17 protein-coding genes are annotated in these 20,607 nt (G+C 46.0%); 10 read left to right on the top strand and 7 right to left on the bottom strand.

What is annotated here, in order from left to right:
* Positions 1-102 precede the first annotated feature (102 nt).
* Entirely contained in the window at positions 103-2,277 is a 2,175-nt protein-coding gene (uvrD, locus tag AB4351_RS15020; RefSeq protein ID WP_017061325.1) for a DNA helicase II, read from the top strand.
* Between the two features lie 172 nt (positions 2,278-2,449).
* On the opposite strand, the gene tpx is transcribed toward uvrD, so the two are convergent.
* From tpx to rarD, 5 genes are all read right to left on the bottom strand, one after another.
* Positions 2,450-2,947, bottom strand: coding sequence for a thiol peroxidase (tpx, locus tag AB4351_RS15015; protein WP_136977131.1), 498 nt, complete (start codon positions 2,945-2,947; stop codon positions 2,450-2,452).
* 784 nt (positions 2,948-3,731) lie between these two features.
* Complete coding sequence (gene ggt / locus AB4351_RS15010) at positions 3,732-5,489, bottom strand: gamma-glutamyltransferase (protein ID WP_017062985.1); 1,758 nt, start codon at positions 5,487-5,489, stop codon at positions 3,732-3,734.
* Positions 5,490-5,580: 91 nt separating this feature from the next.
* Positions 5,581-6,243, bottom strand: a complete 663-nt coding sequence (locus tag AB4351_RS15005; protein WP_017061328.1) for a LysE family translocator — start codon at positions 6,241-6,243, stop codon at positions 5,581-5,583.
* Positions 6,244-6,341: 98 nt separating this feature from the next.
* Complete coding sequence (locus AB4351_RS15000; protein WP_372126436.1) at positions 6,342-7,136, bottom strand: AraC family ligand binding domain-containing protein; 795 nt, start codon at positions 7,134-7,136, stop codon at positions 6,342-6,344.
* Positions 7,137-7,222: 86 nt separating this feature from the next.
* Entirely contained in the window at positions 7,223-8,131 is a 909-nt protein-coding gene (rarD, locus tag AB4351_RS14995) for an EamA family transporter RarD (RefSeq protein ID WP_017061330.1), read from the bottom strand.
* A gap of 179 nt (positions 8,132-8,310) precedes the next feature.
* On the opposite strand from rarD, the gene recQ reads away from it, so the two are divergent.
* From recQ to AB4351_RS14980, 3 genes are all read left to right on the top strand, one after another.
* Positions 8,311-10,149: an ATP-dependent DNA helicase RecQ gene (gene recQ / locus AB4351_RS14990; RefSeq protein WP_017065746.1), complete on the top strand. Its 1,839-nt coding sequence runs from the start codon at positions 8,311-8,313 to the stop codon at positions 10,147-10,149.
* Positions 10,150-10,198: 49 nt separating this feature from the next.
* On the top strand, positions 10,199-10,510 hold the full coding sequence (locus tag AB4351_RS14985; protein ID WP_372126434.1) for a DUF3630 family protein: 312 nt from the start codon (positions 10,199-10,201) through the stop codon (positions 10,508-10,510).
* A 245-nt stretch (positions 10,511-10,755) separates the two neighbouring features.
* On the top strand, positions 10,756-11,427 hold the full coding sequence (locus tag AB4351_RS14980; RefSeq protein ID WP_004736638.1) for a 7-cyano-7-deazaguanine/7-aminomethyl-7-deazaguanine transporter: 672 nt from the start codon (positions 10,756-10,758) through the stop codon (positions 11,425-11,427).
* Positions 11,428-11,528: 101 nt separating this feature from the next.
* Here AB4351_RS14980 and gppA read toward each other — a convergent pair whose 3' ends face one another.
* Both gppA and rhlB read right to left on the bottom strand, forming a co-directional pair.
* Entirely contained in the window at positions 11,529-13,022 is a 1,494-nt protein-coding gene (gene gppA / locus AB4351_RS14975) for a guanosine-5'-triphosphate,3'-diphosphate diphosphatase (protein ID WP_372126432.1), read from the bottom strand.
* Between the two features lie 6 nt (positions 13,023-13,028).
* Positions 13,029-14,339, bottom strand: coding sequence for an ATP-dependent RNA helicase RhlB (rhlB, locus tag AB4351_RS14970; protein ID WP_017062979.1), 1,311 nt, complete (start codon positions 14,337-14,339; stop codon positions 13,029-13,031).
* A gap of 111 nt (positions 14,340-14,450) precedes the next feature.
* Between rhlB and trxA the strand changes: the two genes are divergently transcribed.
* From trxA to fre, 6 genes are all read left to right on the top strand, one after another.
* The gene (gene trxA / locus AB4351_RS14965; RefSeq protein ID WP_010440700.1) at positions 14,451-14,777 is read left to right on the top strand and encodes a thioredoxin TrxA; all 327 of its coding nucleotides are present in this window, start codon (positions 14,451-14,453) and stop codon (positions 14,775-14,777) included.
* A 200-nt stretch (positions 14,778-14,977) separates the two neighbouring features.
* Complete coding sequence (rho, locus tag AB4351_RS14960; RefSeq protein ID WP_017062978.1) at positions 14,978-16,237, top strand: transcription termination factor Rho; 1,260 nt, start codon at positions 14,978-14,980, stop codon at positions 16,235-16,237.
* A 110-nt stretch (positions 16,238-16,347) separates the two neighbouring features.
* On the top strand, positions 16,348-17,343 hold the full coding sequence (locus AB4351_RS14955) for a hypothetical protein (RefSeq protein WP_017059249.1): 996 nt from the start codon (positions 16,348-16,350) through the stop codon (positions 17,341-17,343).
* A gap of 98 nt (positions 17,344-17,441) precedes the next feature.
* Positions 17,442-19,283 (top strand): 4-hydroxy-3-polyprenylbenzoate decarboxylase, encoded by a 1,842-nt coding sequence (ubiD, locus tag AB4351_RS14950; protein WP_372126430.1) that lies wholly within the window; start codon positions 17,442-17,444, stop codon positions 19,281-19,283.
* Positions 19,280-19,549 (top strand): 2Fe-2S iron-sulfur cluster-binding protein, encoded by a 270-nt coding sequence (locus tag AB4351_RS14945; protein WP_008224727.1) that lies wholly within the window; start codon positions 19,280-19,282, stop codon positions 19,547-19,549. Before ubiD ends, AB4351_RS14945 begins: the two co-directional genes overlap by 4 nt.
* Positions 19,550-19,569: 20 nt before the next feature.
* Positions 19,570-20,283, top strand: coding sequence for an NAD(P)H-flavin reductase (fre, locus tag AB4351_RS14940; RefSeq protein WP_017059251.1), 714 nt, complete (start codon positions 19,570-19,572; stop codon positions 20,281-20,283).
* Positions 20,284-20,607: the final 324 nt, after the last annotated feature.

Here is a 20,607-nt window from a genome sequence, read left to right as displayed (position 1 = left end):
GTTAATTTTTGATTGTTTTTTCTTCTTATTATCCTAAACGCAGCCTAGTGTTTAGGTTATAATCAACTTTTATGTATAAATACCCAGTAGTGAGCATATCCAATGATAGATCCTTCGCTTTTACTCGATGGCCTAAACGATAAACAACGTGAGGCGGTCGCGGCACCTTTAGAAAACCTACTTATTCTGGCAGGTGCAGGCAGTGGTAAAACGCGAGTGTTGGTGCATCGTATCGCTTGGCTGCAAAGCGTAGAGCAAGCATCACCGTTCTCTATTATGTCGGTTACCTTCACCAACAAAGCGGCAGCAGAGATGCGTGGTCGTATTGAAGAGTTGATGATGGGTAGTTCGTCAGGCATGTGGAACGGCACCTTCCATGGTATCTGTCACCGCATCCTTCGTGCTCACTACCTAGATGCAAAACTGCCAGAAGATTTCCAGATCATTGATTCTGATGATCAGATTCGTTTGCTACGCCGCTTAATCAAGGCGCAAAACCTCGATGAAAAGCAGTGGCCTGCTAAGCAAGCTTCTTGGTGGATCAATGGCAAGAAAGACGAGGGGTTACGCCCAAGTCACATTGACGCCTACCATGATCCAATAACTCAAACGTGGTTAAAGATCTATTCTGCTTACCAAGAAGCATGTGACCGTGCTGGTTTGGTCGACTTTGCGGAAATCTTGCTGAGATCGCATGAACTATTACGCGATAAGAAACACATTCGAGAGCATTACCAAGCACGCTTTAAGCATATCCTTGTCGATGAATTCCAAGATACCAACAACATCCAATACGCTTGGCTTCGGATGATGGCTGGCCCAGATTGTCGCGTGATGATCGTAGGTGATGATGACCAATCTATCTATGGTTGGCGTGGTGCGAAGATCGAAAATATTCAGAAGTTCTTGGATGAATTCCCAGGAGCTTCGACGGTTCGACTTGAACAAAACTACCGTTCAACTAAAACCATTCTGCAGGCGTCGAACGAGCTTATCTCGAACAACACCGAACGTATGGGTAAAGAGCTGTGGACCGATGGTAACGATGGCGAGCCAATCTCTGTGTACTCAGCTTATAACGAGCTAGATGAAGCACGTTTCACGGTCAGCAAAATCAAAGAGTGGCAAGAGAAAGGCGGTGCGTTAGAAGATACCGCGATGCTTTATCGTAATAACGCCCAATCTCGTGTTCTTGAAGAAGCTTTGATCCAAGGTGGTCTACCTTACCGAATCTACGGCGGCATGCGATTCTTCGAGCGTCAAGAAATCAGAGACGCCTTGAGCTACATGCGCCTCATGAGCAACCGCAGTAATGATGCCGCGTTTGAACGTGTGGTTAATACGCCAACGCGTGGCTTGGGTGATAAAACGTTAGAAACGATTCGTCTTGCTGCTCGTGATCGTGGTGCAACCATGTGGGAAGCCAGTGTTGCTTTGATAGAAGAGCAAGTGCTACCCGGTCGTGCTGCGGGCGCATTAAGTCGTTTTATCGAGCTGATTAATGCGCTTGAAGATGACACGTTGGAACTTAGCCTGCATGAACAAACCGACCACGTGATTAAATCGTCGGGTCTGTTTGCTATGTACGAGCAAGAGAAGGGTGAGAAGTCGAAGGCACGTATCGAGAACTTGGAAGAATTGGTAACGGCAACGCGCCAGTTTGAAAAGCCGGAAGAAGCGGATGAGATGAGCATGCTGACGGCGTTCTTAACTCACGCAGCTTTGGAAGCGGGTGAAGGTCAGGCCGATGAGTTTGACGATGCGGTTCAGTTAATGACTTTGCACAGTGCTAAAGGCCTAGAGTTTCCAATGGTGTTCATGGTGGGTGTCGAAGAAGGCATGTTCCCAAGCCAGATGTCGGCCGAAGAAGCGGGGCGTTTAGAAGAAGAGCGTCGCCTGTGTTACGTAGGCATGACCCGTGCGATGGAGAAGCTTTACATCACTTATGCTGAGATGCGTCGTCTGTACGGTCAGGACAAATATCATAAGCCATCACGTTTTATTCGTGAGCTGCCAGAAACCTGTCTGGATGAAGTGCGTATGAAAGCGCAAGTCAGCCGCCCTGCAAGCAGTGGTCGCTTTAGCCAAACCGCTGTGAAAGAGAACTTCAATGAAACAGGCTTTAGCTTGGGCTCTCGCGTGAAGCACCCTAAGTTTGGTGAAGGCACCATCATCAACTTCGAAGGAAGTGGCCCACAAAGCCGAGTTCAAGTGGCGTTTAATGGTGAAGGGATTAAGTGGTTAGTAACGGCTTACGCGCGTTTAGAGCAGCTTTAATCTATTACTTTAATATCTAAAAAGCAGTTTGGTCTTTAAAAACCGTTCAGCATTCAAAAGTAATCCGCATTAAAAACAGAAAGAGCAGCCAATGGCTGCTCTTTTTTATTGCTCGAAACCAGTCTAAATAGGCAGGTTCCGAGCTTAAGGCATTCCTGCCTAGAAAGGAGACTTACAGTGCTGCAAGTGCCGCTTCGTAGTTTGGTTCTTCAGTGATCTCTGCAACCAACTCGCTGTGTGTTACCACACCTTTTTCATCAACAACGACAACTGCACGTGTAGTTAGGCCTGATAGCGGACCTTCAGCAATCGCTACGCCGTAGTCTGATGCGAATGTAGGAGAACGGAAAGTCGAAGCGTGTTGAACGCCTTCAATGCCTTCTAGTTCGCAGAAGCGACCCGCAGCAAATGGTAGGTCAGCAGAAATACAAACAACAACCGTGTTCTCAAGTTCTGCCGCTTTTGCGTTGAACGTACGTACGCTCGTTGCACAAGTTGCTGTGTCGATGCTTGGGAAGATGTTTAGAACCACTTTCTTGCCTTCAAGAGAAGCAAGAGTCAGTTCAGAAAGATCGCCTGCAGCAAGTGCAAAGCTTGGTGCCTGTTCGCCAGTTTGTGGGAATGTGCCAGTTAGCGGTACAGCAGCGCCTTTGAAGGTAACGTGTGACATGAATTTGTCCTTAATTTAATTATGGTTATGAAACTAGTTGAGCCTAGTAAGACTTACGTTACTCGGAAGTGGTTAAGAAGTGAATGCTTTAAATGTCCGAATTGTAATCAAAGGTCTTTGATTTACTTGATTGAGAGAGGGATAAGTGAAGCGACAGATAAAGAAAAACCCCGAGAGCTTGCGCTCATCGGGGTCTATAGTCTTACTCGCAGCAATCCGGCTACTAAGTGTGCTCCATGCATCAAATCCATGATAGTGTGCTGTTATCCTTCAGCGTATTCCTTTCGTCGCCTTCCTAGCGGTGTCCTTGATCTTATCCTGATCTGCCAACAATCCTCGTTAGCGCGCGTCACTTGTTCCTTGAGCGGTGTCCTTGACATCATCCTGATGTTCAGTCCTTTCCTCGTCCAGAGGTGTCCATTGTCTTTCCTTAGTAGCAACCATCCTAGTTACTATTGCGTCCATTCAATGTCCATTTCGCTATCCATGCCGATTATTCATCCTGAGTAATCGAATCTTCATCCTGAAGATAACCAAGTCCTTGGCGTTTCCTGTTCCGTGTCAGCATCCTTCCGACACCATTCATATTACCGATTCCTTATTTATCAGCAATGGTGCATAAGCGAATTTCTATATAATTATTTGAATGATAAATGTACGTATTGTTTAATTTCAATCGGTTACGGTTTATGGGTGACTAATTTCGTCATCAAATATCGATATTTACTCACTGCCTTGTGAGAGATCTCGCACAAGGCTGCGAGTAAAAAGGGAGGATTATTCCCTATTGGCCAATAGCTGCACCTTCACGGCGAGGGTCTGCAGCACCTTCTAGACCATCTTTTGTGATGCGAATAGCGTGTAAACCCGAGTTAAGATCGCGAACGTTGACCTCAAATCCCATCTTTTCTAGCTCAGGTTTGAAGTTTTCCGCTGATGTTCCTTTTTCCAAATCTAAGGTACCGAAGCGATTTAGGAAGTGTGGTTGGTTGATCGCTTGTTGGATATCCATGTCCCATTGGGTGTGAGCAATGATCGCTTGTGCCACATAACCGATGATACGGCTGCCTCCCGGAGAGCCAATTGCCATGTAAGGTTTATCGTCTTGCATGATGATAGTCGGTGCCATTGAAGAACGTGGGCGCTTACCCGGTTCAAGTCGGTTCGCGATAGGTTTGCCATCGTTATGAGTCTTGAATGAGAAGTCGGTTAGTTCGTTATTGAGTAGGAAACCTCTAACCATCAAACGTGAGCCAAAGGCATTCTCAATAGTGGTAGTCATCGATACGACATTGCCATCACTATCGACAATGTTGAAGTGGCTGGTGGACGGCAACTCAATAGAAACATCTTGGCTTCTCTGCATCGCATGATCCCACGGTGGGGTGCCTGAAGGTGCGCTGTCTAATGCCTTACCTGCGGTAATTAACTGAGCACGCTCCTGCAAATAGTCAGTATTCACTAACCCTTGGGTTGGCATAGGCACATAATCTTGGTCTGCCATGTACATACCACGGTCTGCAAAGGCTAAGCGAGAAGCGTCTGCTAACACTTGCCAAGATTTTGCGTCGTTTGGCCCCCATGATTTGAGGTCAAACTGCTCAGTCATTGCAAGGATTTGTCCAACCGTTAACGCACCTGAACTTGGTGGCCCCATTCCGCAAATATCGTAGCTTTCATAAGCAGAACAAACCGGTTCGCGCTGCTTGATCGAATAGGCGTCGAAATCTTTCTGTGCCAATACGCCCGGGTTACCTTTCGCTGTTTGTACTGTGTTAATGATGTCGGCAGAAATCTCACCTTGGTAGAAAGCTTTAGCACCATCCTTCGAGATAGCGTGTAACGTTGCCGCGTATTCAGGGTTCTTAAGTTGCGTGCCAGCGGCTTTCGGGCTGCCATCGGCATTGAAGAAGTAGGCTTTAGTTGTCGCAAAGCGGCTCAGACGTTCTTGGTCGTTTTCGATCAAGGTGGCTAAACGTGGGCTGATAGTAAAACCTTCTTCAGCTAACTGAGCGATAGGTTTAATCAGTGATGCCCATTCGAGCTTGCCGTATTTCTGGTGAGTGTCCCACAGCAATTGCACCGTGCCCGGCGTGGCAACAGAACGACCGCCAACCACGGCATCATAGAATTTAAGCGGTTGTCCGTTTTCGTCTTGGAATAGACGTGGGGTGGCATCAAGTGGCGCAGTTTCACGGCCATCGTAGGTCTTGAGCTGTTTGTCTTTGCCATCAAAATAGACAAGGAACGCGCCGCCACCAATACCTGATGACTGAGGTTCCACTAAGCCAAGCATAAGCTGCACGGCAACCATGGCGTCAATTGCGTTACCACCACGGGCAAGTACATCAGCACCGGCTTGTGTTGCAAGAGGGTTGGCTGCGGTGACCATCCAATCGTTGGCTTTAACGAGTTGTTTGGTTTCTAAACCACTACTTTGTTCGGGTGCGACGGAATCGGCAGCTTGATTTGCCCAACTGACGTGAGAGGCAAAAAGTAGGGTAGAAGTGGCGAGGGTTGTTAGTTTTGTTTTCCACTGCATGATCTTCTCCTTTTAATATGCAGAGCTAGATTGGCAGCGGAAAGATTAGATAGCCAGTGCGTTGTTAACGAATTGTAATCTTGATTCGAATTTAAGCGATTAAACCGGACAGCGACTGCCAAAGAATACTCGCGCCAATCAGGCTGAATACCACGCCACATAAGCCATCGATGTATACCGTTGCTTCGCTAAGTTTCTTCTGTAGAGCCTTAGTCGAAAGCATCCACGCCAGTAGTGAAAACCAAAACAGAGACAGACCAAACAAGATAATAAGCGCAAAGCCTTTACCTGATAGAGACATGTCGGCAGGCACTAAGCTCGACATCAAGCTAATAAAGAACACCAAAGCTTTTGGGTTGAGAATATTGGTCGCAAACCCTTTCGAAAATGCCTGACGCTTGTTGGTCAGAATCAGATCTTTGGCATTGACGGTATCGTCGTCATCGTCGTGGTTCTGAATGATTTGCCAGGTTGCTTTAAGTGCACCGTAGCCTAAGTACAGCAAGTAGCTACCGCCAGCCAACTGGATAATGGCAAATAGGGTTGGTTGCTGGTGGACTAGGTAACTGATTCCCGTCAGGCTGAGCAACGAATGCAGTAAGATCCCGCAAGATAAACCAAGCGCAATGTACAAGCCTGTTTGTCTGCCGTGGCGTGTCGCATTTTGCACGACTAACGCAAAGTCAGGGCCGGGGCTCATCAAAGCGATGAAATGGATAGAGGCGAGGGTGATCAGTATGGTGACTTCGTTCATGTCAGTTCTCAATAACGTTACCGCTATTATTAAATAAGTAATCGTATTGAGCGTAGCTTACCGCGATTTGAAATCGAGCAATTGTAAATTATCAACACTTAGTTGATTTGTGAGGGTGGTACGCCGAATGTGGTTTTGAATGCCTTGGAGAAGTGTGCTTGATCATAGAAGCCTACTTGGTGCGCGACTTTAGTACCACAGATCCCAGATTTAATCAGGCGCATGCTCTGTTCCATACGTAAACGGCTCAGCCACGCGTAAGGGGTGATGCCCATTCTGTTCTTAAAGTGGCGTTGGAATTGAGTTGTGGTTAAGCCGCACAGCTCAGACAGTTGTTCTAATCGCATTGGCTGGTCCAAATTCGCCATCAAATAGTCTTTGAGTGTATTAATCGATTGATTACCCAGTTTGATGTCACTCTTCGATCCAAATTTTGCATAACGATCGACAATCGTTGAGAACCCCTCGAATGGTAAGCAATCTTGAGCGAGTTGGCTGATGCTTTGATTGATTAACAGGCCGTGTAAGTTGCGTAATTGTAAAAACGCAGCTTGATCGGAGAGGATCAACTCAGAAAAGCCTAATGTGTGACCATTTTGCTTGGGATCGGCAAGATCTTGAAACCATTGAGGAGAAACTGCAAACACACTGACTTGATAACCTGAATCGAGTTTGGAGTGCCCATCATGCAGCTCATCAGGTGGCATGATAACCACTTGGCCTGCACCGACATGGTGGCTCGCCCCTTTATAGGCGAATTTTTGCTGCCCTTGGGTAATTAAGCCGATGTGAAAGTCCAAATGATAGTGACGCTGAAAAGCAAACTCTTGGTATTGAGCTTGGATCAGGCTGATATCTTCTGTTGGGGTAGAGTAGTAGTGGACTTTATCCATGGTACAAAAAAGCTTGGTCAAATAGTCATCAATTCAACCAAGCTTATCTGCGTATTAAGGGATTGTCTTGTAAAAAACGATCAATATCACTGTTTCGCGCGTTTGTTCTTCTTGTTGTTACGCAGGCCATCAAAGCTGAAAATAACCAGTGCTCCCCATATGAAAGCAAAGGTGATCGCTTTATCTGAGGTAAAGGCTTCGCCGTAGATCAGAACCGCCAGTAAGAACATCAAGCTTGGACCGATGTACTGGAAGAAACCGAGTGTTGATAGCTTCAAGCGAGTTGCAGCGCCAGTAAAACACAGCAATGGAACCGTGGTGATCACACCGGCAGCAACCAGTAATAGGTTGAGTTGCATCGGGTTCATCGATAAGTTTGAGGTCGGGCTATCGGCAATAAACAGTAAGTAGGTTGCGGCGAGAGGCAGCATCACCAGAGTTTCAATGAACAGACCCGTTTGTGCTTCTAAGCTGACTTTCTTACGCAGCAAGCCATAAAAGCCAAAGCTAAAGGCTAGGGCAATGGCGACGATCGGTACTGAGCCGAAGGCAATTAATTGGATTAATACGCCAATCGCAGCAAGAGCCACAGCAAACCATTGCAGCTTACGTAAGCGTTCGCCGAGGAAGAGCATCCCAAGTAACACGTTAATCAGAGGGTTGATGTAATACCCCAAACTGGCATCGAGCATGTGATTGGAATTCACCGCCCAGATAAAGATCAGCCAGTTAGCACCCACCAAAATAGACGTCGCTACCAAATAGAGCATTTTTGGTTTTGAGGTCAAGGTGTCGCGGACTTTACGCCAGCTGCGGCCAATGTGCAGTAAGAAAGCGAGTAGGAAAAAAGACCATACTACACGGTGGCTGAGGATCTCTAACGGGGAAACGTCACTTAAAGATTTGAAATATATAGGGGCGATACCCCACATTGTGTAAGCGCCGACGGCAAGCAAAACTCCTTGGCGCGTACGTTGTTGTTCTTCCTGTGTCATGCATCTTTCTCTAGCACTGAGTGCTTATTAATAAGATTTATAAGAGAGTTGGTCAGTATAGGAGCGATAACCCTTTTCACCTAACAATTTGCGGTTTAATTCGCCAGCGTTCCCCTCTACAATGTGCGACTTGCTTGCCGAAGATGCTTGCTGATTTCATACCTCGATTAGGAACCACAATGACCGCCACTCTGATTGCTGAGCAAATACCAACTCCCGCGAATGATGCGCAAACCATCTTGCAAGATGTGTTCGGCTATCAAAGCTTTCGCGATGGTCAGCAAGAGGTCATTGATTTGGCCGTTGAAGGCAAAGACAGCTTGGTGATTATGCCAACCGGTGGTGGTAAATCTCTGTGTTACCAAATTCCGGCTTTGGTTCGTGAAGGGCTGACTCTGGTTATCTCACCGCTGATCTCGTTGATGAAAGACCAAGTCGACCAATTGAAGGCCAATGGTGTTGCCGCTGAGTGTATTAACTCTTCAATGCCACGTGACCAATTGCTGAATGTGTTCAATCGTATGAACTCAGGTCAGCTGAAAATGGTGTATGTGTCACCAGAGCGTGTGTTGATGCGTGATTTTATCGAGCGTCTTCAAGGTTTACCGCTTTCGATGATTGCAGTCGATGAAGCGCACTGTATCTCTCAATGGGGTCACGACTTCCGCCCTGAATACGCATCATTAGGTCAGCTTAAACAGTATTTCCCGCATGTGCCTTACATGGCGCTCACAGCAACCGCTGATGATGCGACGCGCAAAGATATTATCTCGCGCTTACAGCTCCTGGACCCGCATACTTACTTAGGCAGCTTTGATCGCCCTAATATTCGCTACAACTTGGTTGAGAAGCACAAACCCGTGTCACAGGTGGTTCGCTACCTAGAAACACAAAAGGGCAATTGCGGCATCATCTACTGTGGTAGCCGTAAGAAAGTGGAGATGGTGACCGAGAAGCTGTGCAATAACGGTATTCGCGCCGCGGGTTATCACGCTGGTATGGACACCGATGAGCGTGCTTACGTTCAAGAAGCCTTTCAACGCGATGATATTCAGATCGTGGTCGCGACTGTGGCTTTCGGTATGGGCATCAACAAACCCAACGTACGTTTCGTGGTGCACTTTGATATCCCACGTAATATCGAGTCTTACTATCAAGAGACAGGCCGTGCAGGTCGTGATGGTTTGCCTGCTGAAGCGATGATGTTGTTTGACCCGGCTGATATGGGTTGGCTGCGTCGTATGCTAGATGAGAAAGAAGAAGGCCCACAGAAACAAGTTGAGATGCACAAGCTGAATGCGATGAGTGCCTTTGCTGAAGCGCAAACGTGTCGTCGTCAGGTTCTGCTTAACTATTTTGGCGAATATCGCGAGAAGCAATGTGGCAACTGCGATATCTGCTTAGATCCACCAAAACACTTTGACGCGACCCAAGAAGCACAGAAGGCGTTGTCTTGTGTGTACCGTGTGAATCAGTCATTTGGTATGGGCTACGTGGTCGAAGTAATGCGAGGCATGCAGAACATCCGTGTCCGCGATAATGGTCACGATAAGCTATCTACCTACGGTATTGGCCGCGATCACAGTCATGATTACTGGATCAGTATCTTCCGTCAGCTGATTCATAAAGGCTTGCTGTTCCAGAACATCACTCGTAACTCAACTTTACAGCTAACAGAAGAAGCCCGCCCGCTGCTGCGCGGTGAGATGTCTTTGGAATTAGCTGTTCCTCGTTTAGATACAGCGGTGCGTAATGCTAAGTCCGATAAGTTAAGCAGCAAGAATTACGATAAGAAGCTGTTTGCGAAACTGCGTAAGCTGCGTAAGTCGATTGCTGATGAAGATGGCTTGCCACCATATGTGGTATTCAGTGACGCGACCTTGATTGATATGGCTGAAATACTACCTACTTCATACGGAGAAATGCTGGCAGTCAACGGTGTCGGTCAACGTAAACTCGATAAGTACGCAGACCCATTCCTAGATCTGATTCAAGAACACATCACCACACACGGCTAGTTTGCGAGAAACGTCTAACTAATAGAAAAAGAATAAGGTTGATAGGGACATGACAACACAAACAGAATTTGGCTTAAGAGAGTATTTAGCTGAGGAAGGGCGTTTATTGATTACGTCTCCAAGTTTTGATTTTGATTCTTATGAAGTGCTAGGTGAAAAGCTGGTGGCGTTGTTGTCAGCGTCAGTTGTTGAAAAGCAATGGGACGCCGATATGCATTCTTGGTTGATTGATTTTGAATATTGCCGAATGTTCTTAAAGTCCGAACATTACAGTGAATCAATTTGGTTTGAGTCGTTAAACGCTGAAGAAAGCCGAGAAGAGTTTGATTATCTCGCGACGCTTTTCAAGCGCGGTTTTTAACTTTTGGCATCTCTTCTAAAACACAGCTTCTAGAGCTATTCACCAATAAAAGTGAGAATAAACGTTTGCGTTTGTTCTCACCGTTGCAGCCAATATTGATTAATGTATAATCGCCCGCCGCTCAGCAGAGCAATTTTTAGATACATTTTTTAATTCACATTATTGGTAAGAGCTTTCTTGGATTATTCGAAGAAATGACTCGATTTGGGTTCCCTCACCCCCAAACCAAACTAAAAAGGTACAGCATGAGTAACTTTACCCCTGCGCAACAGCGCAAAGCCTTAGCACTATTAGTTTTGTTCCATTTGGTGATTATTGCGTCAAGCAACTATCTGGTTCAGCTACCTTTTACCGTCTTCGGTATGCACACCACTTGGGGTGCTTTCACTTTCCCGTTTATCTTCCTAGCGACCGATCTGACCGTACGCATTTTTGGCGCGCAGCTTGCCCGTAAAATCATTTTCTTAGTGATGTTGCCTGCACTGGCCGTTTCTTATTTATTGTCTGTGGTGTTCTTTGAAGGTTCATTCCAAGGCTTTAGCCAACTAGGCGAGTTCAACCTGTTTGTTGCACGCATCGCAGCGGCAAGCTTCATGGCTTATTTGCTCGGTCAGATCTTGGATGTGCATGTGTTCAACCGCTTACGCCAAATGAAGCAATGGTGGGTTGCGCCAACGTGTTCGACACTTTTTGGTAATGCCATTGATACCATCGCGTTCTTTGCGATTGCCTTCTACCAAAGCCCAGATCCATTCATGGCTGAGCACTGGACTGAAATTGCGTTGGTCGACTACGGATTCAAGCTTATCATCAGCTTAGGTCTATTTGTTCCAATGTACGGTGTGCTTCTTAATTACGTGGTTAAGAAGTTAACCGCAGTGAACCCTGATTTTAAAGCGACAGGTGTTAACGCTTAAGTTTGAGATTTGTAACACAAAGCATTAATGCAGCGATAAGAAAAAGCCCAAGTTAGTCTACTAACTTGGGCTTTTTTAATTTCTAGCGTCAGATATTAATATCAGAGGCATTCAATATTCAATGGCCAGCCAATATCGGTTTGTCTATTCGACTCGATCTCTAGCTCAGCAGCGGTCAGCGGGTTGTCTGCTAGCCATTGCTTAGAAAGCGTTAAGGTCAGATTGTTACCATCGGTTGCAAGCTTAAACTCAGGCTCTAACGCTGGATTGCGACGGTGGGTCAGCAAAATAGCTAAACGCAGAATTCGTAAAATACGCTTGCTGCTGGTGCCTGAGATTGCATGTTGCTCTGGCAATGAGGTTAACTGTTCACGGTAGCGACGTGTTAACTCACCCAAGTAGTGCTTTTGCGCTCGAGTAAAGCCTGGCAGGTCTAAGTTCTGCAGTAGGTAAGCGCTGTGCTCGCCGCCTTTTTTGAAATCGATGGTTAAACCAATCTCATGAAGCTTAGCTGCGGTTTGCAATAGCACGCCAGCTTGAGGTTCTGAAACCCACTCTTCGGCGCCCGCTTGCTCTAACAGAGTTTGTGCGACTACAGCAACTTGTTCACCGTAGCTTACGTCCATTTGGTAACGTGATTGCACGCTCTTGATGGTACGCGCACGAATATCTTCTTGGCGAAGTTCATCCACCATCTCGTAGGCTAGGCCTTCACGGAGTGCACCGCCTGCGAGTGTCATTGAATCAATTTCAAGTAGCTCAAAAATAGCGATAAGAATAGAAAGGCCACTTGGGAACACTAATGCACGCTCTAGGGTCAATCCTTCTATTTCTAGCTCTTCCAAGCGCTCGGTAATCATAGCTTGTTTCTGTAAACGCTTAAGCTTGGCATGAGTAATGACTTCATCCATGCCTTGCGCCAACATGATTTCTTGCAGTGCTTGAACGGTACCACTGGCACCAACACACACATCCCATCCGATATCAGTGTAGCTCTCTAGGATAGGAGCCAACGTAGACTTAGCCGCTTCAATGGCATTGTTAAAGTTGGTTGCGGTTAATTGGCGATCTTTAAAGTGGCGCTCAAGCCAGGTAACACAGCCCATCTTCAGGCTAGTTAGTGCTTTTGCTGAGAAGCCTTCACCTATGATCATTTCGGTGCTTGCGCCACCAATATCAACGACCAGTCGGCGGCCGCTGCCACCAGAAGTGTGTGCTACGCCTTTATAGATAGTCGCAGCTTCTTCTTCTCCGGAGATAACATTGATGTCGTAACCAAGGATCTGGTTCGCTTTCTCTAGAAATATATCCACATTGATAGCAGTACGTAGGGTCGCTGTACCGACAATGCGGATATTTTCTTTCGGAATATCTTGAAGTCGCTCTGCAAAGAGACTCAAACAGTCCCAACCGCGCTGCATGGCTTCTGTACTAAGCGCATTATTTTCATCTAAGCCTGCAGCTAAACGCACTTTGCGCTTAATTTTAGCCATGGTTTGTACGCTGCCATCGATATGACGCACAACGAGCATATGAAAACTGTTCGACCCGAGGTCGATTGCAGCGTAAAGCGGGGGTGACACTGTTTGACTCATAAGCGACTAAGCTTCCTTGTTATGACGCGGTTGGCGTGGGCGACGGTTCTGGTTTGGTTTACGGTTCCCGTTGCGTGGGCCATTGTTGTTTGAGCGGCGTTGTTGCGGGTTACGTGTACGTAAGCGCAATGGTGCTGGTAGATCTTCTAGCAGTGCAGAAGCATCGTAGTCAGACACAGGGATCGCGTGCTCAATGTATTCTTCGATTGGTGGCAAGTTGATTGCGTAATCTTCACAAGCAAAGCTGATCGAGTGACCACTTGCACCAGCACGACCTGTACGGCCGATACGGTGAACGTAATCTTCACAGTCATCAGGTAGGTCGAAGTTGAATACGTGTGTTACTTGAGGAATGTGTAGACCACGTGCTGCAACGTCGGTTGCGACAAGCAGGTCAACATCACCTTTAGTGAATTGCTCAAGAATCTTTTCACGTTTCTTCTGAGGAACATCGCCAGTTAGCAGGCCAACACGGTGACCATCTGCAGCTAGGTGACCCCAAACAGACTCACATTTGTGCTTAGTGTTAGCGAAGATGATAGCGCGCTCTGGCCACTCTTCTTCAACTAGAGTCTGCAGCAGTGCCATTTTGTGTTCGTTTGATGGGTAGAACAGCTCTTCCTGAATGCGGTGACCTGTTTTACGCTCTGGCTCAACAACAACATGCTCTGGGTTGTGCATGTGTTCGAACGCTAGCTCTTGTACGCGGTAAGACAATGTCGCAGAGAACAGCATGTTCAGGCGATCTTTTGGCTCAGGCATACGGCGGAACAAGAAGCGGATGTCTTTGATGAAACCAAGATCGAACATGCGATCAGCTTCGTCAAGAACAACAGCTTGAATGTGGTTAAGGTTAAATACCTTCTGCTTGTAGAAATCGATGATGCGGCCAGTCGTACCAATTAAGATATCTGCGCCTTCTTCGATCTTACCTAGTTGCTTGTCGTAGCTCTCGCCACCGTAAGCTAATGCTGCTTTGATACCTGTGCTTTCAACCAGAGAGTCAGCATCGTTGTAGATCTGAATCGCGAGTTCACGCGTTGGTGCCATAATAATCGCACGTGGCTGGTTAGGCTTACGCCCTTCATGCTCAGATGTTTTTAGCAGGTGGTTAAAAGTAGCAGTAAGAAACGCAAGCGTTTTACCAGTACCCGTTTGGGCCTGGCCTGCAATGTCTTGGCCGGTGAGCAGTACCGGGAGCGCCAAGGCTTGGATAGGGGTACAATAATCGAACCCTTTTTTCTCCAATCCTTCAATGACTTGCGGAAGTAAATCCAAGTCGGCGAACTTTTGCTCTGTGATATGCGTCTTTTTCATTGCTATAGAATATCAGCTTAAGCTTGCAATACGAAAGTAAATACATTCCAATAGGGCATCTATTTACTGGTTATCATCCAACCAGTTCTAAAAAATACATTGGAGTGGAAGATGAGTGATAAGATTTTGCAGCTAACTGATGACGGTTTTGATAACGATGTAATCAACGCTGCAGGCCCTGTTCTTGTTGATTTTTGGGCAGAATGGTGTGGTCCATGTAAAATGATTGCGCCGATTCTTGATGAAATCGCAGACGAGTACGAAGGCAAGCTCACAATCGGTAAATTAAATATCGACCAAAATGCTGGTACTCCACCAAAGTTTGGTATTCGCGGTATTCCAACGCTACTTCTTTTCAAAGATGGCGGCGTAGCAGCAACTAAAGTTGGTGCATTGTCTAAAACTCAACTTAAAGAGTTCTTAGACGCTAACCTTTAATCAGGTCAGCATTTGAAAAGAAACCGTGCAGTTAACAAATGCGCGGTTTTGTTTTTTCTAAGCTATGGACTAGTCTTAGTTTTAGTGCTAATTTATCGCACGTTAATTGAACGAATTTCTCTTCTTGGTCGATCCTGTGACCAAATCCTTCTTAACTTAAGAAAACAGATCCTATTTTGACTAAACAAACTTCCACCACTATGAATCTTACTGAACTGAAGAACAGACCTGTGTCTGAGCTTGTTAAACTTAGCGAAAGCTTAGGTCTTGAAAATCAAGCTCGCCTAAGAAAACAAGACATTATCTTCTCCATCCTTAAAGCGCATGCAAAAAGTGGTGAAGACATCTTTGGTGATGGTGTTCTAGAAATTCTTCAAGACGGTTTTGGTTTCCTACGTAGCGCCGACAGTTCATACCTGGCTGGCCCAGATGATATCTACGTATCACCAAGCCAAATTCGTCGTTTTAACCTACGTACAGGTGACTCTATTGGCGGTAAAATCCGTCCACCTAAAGACGGTGAGCGTTACTTTGCACTGCTTAAAGTAAACACGGTTAACTACGACAAGCCAGACAACGCACGTAACAAGATTCTTTTCGAAAACCTTACTCCTCTTCACGCTAACGAACGTATGGTGATGGAAGCGGGTAATGGTGCGACTGAAGATATTACGGCTCGTATTCTTGACCTTGCATCTCCAATTGGTAAAGGTCAGCGTGGTCTGATTGTTGCTCCGCCTAAAGCGGGTAAGACAATGCTTCTGCAAAACATTGCTCAAAGCATTGCACGTAACCATCCTGAGTGTGAACTAATGGTTCTACTTATCGATGAGCGTCCAGAAGAAGTAACAGAAATGCAGCGTCTAGTTAAAGGCGAAGTAGTTGCTTCAACATTCGATGAGCCAGCATCTCGCCACGTACAAGTTGCAGAAATGGTTATCGAGAAAGCGAAGCGCCTTGTTGAACACAAGAAAGATGTAGTTATCCTACTGGATTCTATTACTCGTCTAGCTCGTGCTTACAACACTGTGATTCCTTCATCAGGTAAAGTTCTTACTGGTGGTGTTGATGCGAATGCTCTACATCGTCCAAAGCGTTTCTTCGGTGCGGCACGTAACGTAGAAGAAGGCGGTAGCTTAACGATCATCGCAACAGCACTGGTTGATACTGGTTCTAAGATGGATGAAGTTATCTACGAAGAATTCAAAGGTACAGGTAACATGGAACTGCACCTTAACCGTAAGATTGCTGAAAAACGCGTATTCCCAGCGATTGATTTCAACCGCTCTGGTACTCGTCGTGAAGAGCTTCTTACCAAGAACGATGAACTACAGAAGATGTGGATCCTGCGTAAGATTGTTCACCCAATGGGCGAAATCGACGCAATGGAATTCCTTATCGACAAGCTAGCAATGACGAAAACGAACGATGAGTTCTTTGACGCAATGCGTCGTCAGTAATATTGATTAGCTGATCGTATTTAATAAGCGCTGCCCTCGGGTGGCGCTTTTTATTTGCATTTTGTAGCGCCAGCTTGCAGAATGAGCAAAAGTGTTACAAGGACGTTAAAATGCAACATGGACTGTTGTCATCATTACTCCTGTCTACTTCACTGTTATTTTCACCGGTTGGTATGAGCTATGCCACCGAGATGTCTCCACTTACAGTAGAGTCTTGGCTTGAGAATGATCAAGTAAAACTGAAAACTGCTGAACTACTAGAGCTTGTCGTACGTGACGAAGTCAATTCGCTACGCTTTGCGCTTGAGCGCCTGACATTTCCCCAGCAAGAGGTGGCTCGTTACCAACTCTTGAAGAAGCTTGAACAGCAAAAAATCGTACTCACACCCAAGATGTCTATCTTCATCGAGCAGCAACTTGCTATCACGCCCACTTATCAAGTCTTAGAACGTGGCGATGGCTATGAGTTTACGGTACCTGCCTTTAATTACCCTTCAATTGCTAATCGCCTTATTAAACAATGGCGTCAAGATCAGAAGACATTGGTATTTGTGCTAGATGCAGAGAAACAGGAACTCGACCTAAAAGAGTGGTTATCTGGATCTGAACATCAAGTTCAAACGCGAGAAGCGTTGCTCATTAGAGAGCTAGACAGTTTGTCTCCTGAAGCGGTTGATTACCTAACTAAGCAACTCACCGCATCTTCTATTGTTAGTTGGTTACCTTCTACTGAGGTGGTGGTTCGATTAGCGCAAGTGAGCGAAGACCCAGAGGTTTACAAAATTCTATGGCGAATGAAGGCCGATTATCATAGCCAAGCTGAGCTAGTTCGCCTTGCTGAAACCAAACAAACGTTCGCGCTTGAACAGGTGATGGCAGCGACTAAGAACCCGCGTTTGAAAGATGAAGCGATTACTTTGCTTACCAAAGTTAACCCGTTATCAGAAGAGGTGAAGCTGTTCCTTGTCTCTAGGATGGCGATTGCTGATGAAGCACCATTAGTTGCGCGTGAACTCGCCAAACAAGGTCATACGCGATGGTTGCAAGATCTCGTCAATGATAACCCTCAGGTGAAGAGTTCTTTGATCGAGCAAGCATTACCGTAAAGTGGATTTTGCCTCTCAATAACCACACTAAAAAGGGGGACCTCAGCGTCACCCTTTTTGATATACTGAGCGCAGAATAATCAGCATGTAGAAGTCCTATGAGTTTTAAAGATTTACGTGATTTTATCGACCATCTTGAAAGTATTGGTCAGTTGAAACGCATTTCTCACCCAGTCGATCCAGACTACGAAATGACCGAGATTAGCGACCGTACTCTACGTGCTGGTGGCCCGGCTCTTTTGTTTGAAAATCCAGTAGGCTATGACATGCCCGTTTTGACCAATCTATTTGGTACACCTAATCGGGTTGCTATTGGTATGGGACGTCAAGAAGTCAAAGAACTGCGTGAAGTGGGCAAGTTGCTTGCTTACCTAAAAGAACCTGAGCCACCAAAAGGCTTTAAAGACGCTCTTGATAAACTACCTGTGTTTAAGCAAGTCTTAAACATGCCAGCTAAACGCCTTCGCAAAGCGGCTTGCCAACAAGTGGTATGGCAAGGCGATGACGTCGACCTAGATAAAATCCCTGTGATGAGCTGTTGGGCTGATGATGTCGCGCCATTGCTAACATGGGGTTTAACGGTTACTCGTGGTCCAAACAAGAAACGCCAAAACTTAGGTATCTATCGTCAGCAGAAGATCGGCAAGAATAAAATCATCATGCGTTGGTTAGCCCACCGTGGTGGAGCATTGGATCTGCGTGATTGGATGGAAACTAACCCTGGGAAACCATTCCCAGTATCGGTAGCGTTTGGTGCTGATCCTGCCACCATTCTTGGTGCGGTTACGCCAGTGCCGGATAGTTTATCTGAGTACGCGTTTGCAGGCTTACTACGTGGTAGTAAAACTGAGGTCGTTAAATCAATCAGCAACGACTTAGAAGTTCCCGCAAGTGCAGAAATCGTGATGGAAGGTTACATCGACCCGAATGAATTCGCAGATGAAGGGCCTTACGGAGATCATACTGGTTACTACAACGAGAAAGAAAAGCACCATGTGTTTACTATTACTCATGTAACCATGCGCGAGAACCCTATCTATCACAGCACCTATACTGGCCGTCCACCTGATGAGCCAGCGGTATTGGGTGTTGCGCTAAATGAAGTGTTTGTGCCTATTCTTCAAAAGCAGTTCCCAGAGATTGAAGATTTCTATCTACCGCCTGAAGGTTGTTCGTACCGAATGGCAGTCGTGACCATGAAGAAGCAATACCCAGGTCACGCTAAGCGAGTGATGATGGGTGTATGGTCTTTCTTACGCCAATTCATGTACACCAAATTTGTATTGGTGTGTGATGAAGATGTGAATGCACGTGATTGGTCTCAAGTAACCGCAGCGATGTGCGAACATATGGATCCGTCACGCGATAGCCTGATGATAGAGAACACGCCGATCGATTCATTGGATTTTGCCTCACCCGTGGTTGGGTTAGGTTCTAAGATGGGTCTAGATATGACTAAGAAGTGGGACGCAGAGTTAGCGTTATCGCCAGATGTCCAAACAGCACCTGTAAATAGTGAACATATTGAGGGTAGCTTGGCTGAGTTAACCAAGGTTCATCCTGAAATTATTGATGTTCACCTGCAAAACGACAATGCCAGCATGGTTGTGGTGTCTATTGATAAGCAAGCTGCCGGTAATGGTAAGAAAATCATGGAAGCGGTTTGGTCTCAATTTGATGAGAACAAGTTTGTTATCGTGTGTGATGGCGATGTCAATGTGAGTGATTGGAATGACATCATTTGGTCTGTAACGACAAGAATGGATCCGGCGAGAGATACGTTATTCCTGCAGAACGAAACTGGACACTCAAAAATGGGTCTCGATGCGACCAATAAGTGGGAAGGTGAATGCCTGCGTGAGTGGGGTGTACCAATCACAAAAGATCCTGATGTTGTGAAAAAGATTGATAGCATCTGGGAACAGCTAGGAATTTCATGAGCTACCAAGTAGTCTTATACCCAGAAAACATCAGTTTCACAGTAGAAAAAGGGCAAACGGTCTTGGATGCTGCGCTCAACAGCGATATCTATTTCCCAAACCGTTGCCAAGTTGGCGCATGCGCAATGTGTATGTGCAAAAAATTAGAAGGGCAAGTGAGTTACCACCTTGAACCCATGCTCACAGAGAAAGAGCAGCAACAAGGCTGGATTTTTGCTTGCCAAGCATTTGCAGAAAGTAATTTAGTTCTAACCTTTGCCGATTAAGGGTTAGTAAGAGGAAGAACATGACTATTAAATGTAAAGTGAAGTCTATCGAGCCTTTGGCTTGTAATACTTACCAAATCCTACTTCACCCAGAAACACCGGTCGCTTTTAAAGCGGGCCAGTACCTGATGGTTGAAATGGGCGAGAAAGATAAGCGCCCATTCTCTATCGCAAGTAGCCCTTGCCGCCACGAAGGTGAGCTTGAGCTGCACATTGGTGCTGCCGAGCACAACGCTTACGCACTAGAAGTGGTTGAAGCGATGAAGAAGGCACAAGCTGAAGATGGCGATATTGCGATTGATGCTCCACACGGAGATGCTTGGATCAAAGAAGAAAGCGATCGCCCTCTATTACTTATTGCTGGTGGCACGGGTTTCAGCTACGTGCGCTCTATTCTTGATCACTGCATCGCGCAAAATAGCTCGAAAGAGATCTACCTATACTGGGGCGCAAAAGATGAGTGCCAGTTATATGCTAAAGAAGAGTTGGTTGGCATTGCAGAAAAGCATAGCAATGTGCACTTTGTACCGGTAGTAGAAGAAGCACCGGAAGTTTGGCATGGCCAAACAGGTAATGTGCTTGAGGCTGTTATGCAAAGTTTCGAATCATTAGCTGATTTCGATATCTATATTGCAGGTCGTTTTGAAATGGCGGGCGCTGCAAGAGACCTATTTACTCAGAATAAAGAAGCAAAGCGTGACCATATGTACGCTGATGCTTACGCATTTATCTAACAATACCCTTAGATTTTGAGCAAAAAGAGAGCAGAAATGCTCTCTTTTTTACGTTTAGGTGAACTATTAGGCAGTTAACCCCTATTTATTCATTTTTCATGAAAAAGTAGTTGCTAAGCTGAGAGGGTTCCCTATAATGCGACACCACTGAGACGGCAGACGCCACAAGGCTTCAGCAAGAATCAGTAAGACGGAAAGCGACAAAAAATTAATTTTCAAAAAGTGTTTGACACTGAATGTTAATTCGCTAGAATGGCCGTCCACTTCGAGAGGCTCCTTACTTAAAAGGAACGCTCAAGAAGTTAAGCTCTTTAACAATTTAAA

Source organism: Vibrio sp. 10N.261.51.F11, assembly GCF_041471665.1.
Lineage (GTDB): Bacteria > Pseudomonadota > Gammaproteobacteria > Enterobacterales > Vibrionaceae > Vibrio > Vibrio crassostreae_C.
Note: the sequence above shows the minus strand (reverse complement) of the source record. Positions and strands in the feature narration are given on the sequence as shown.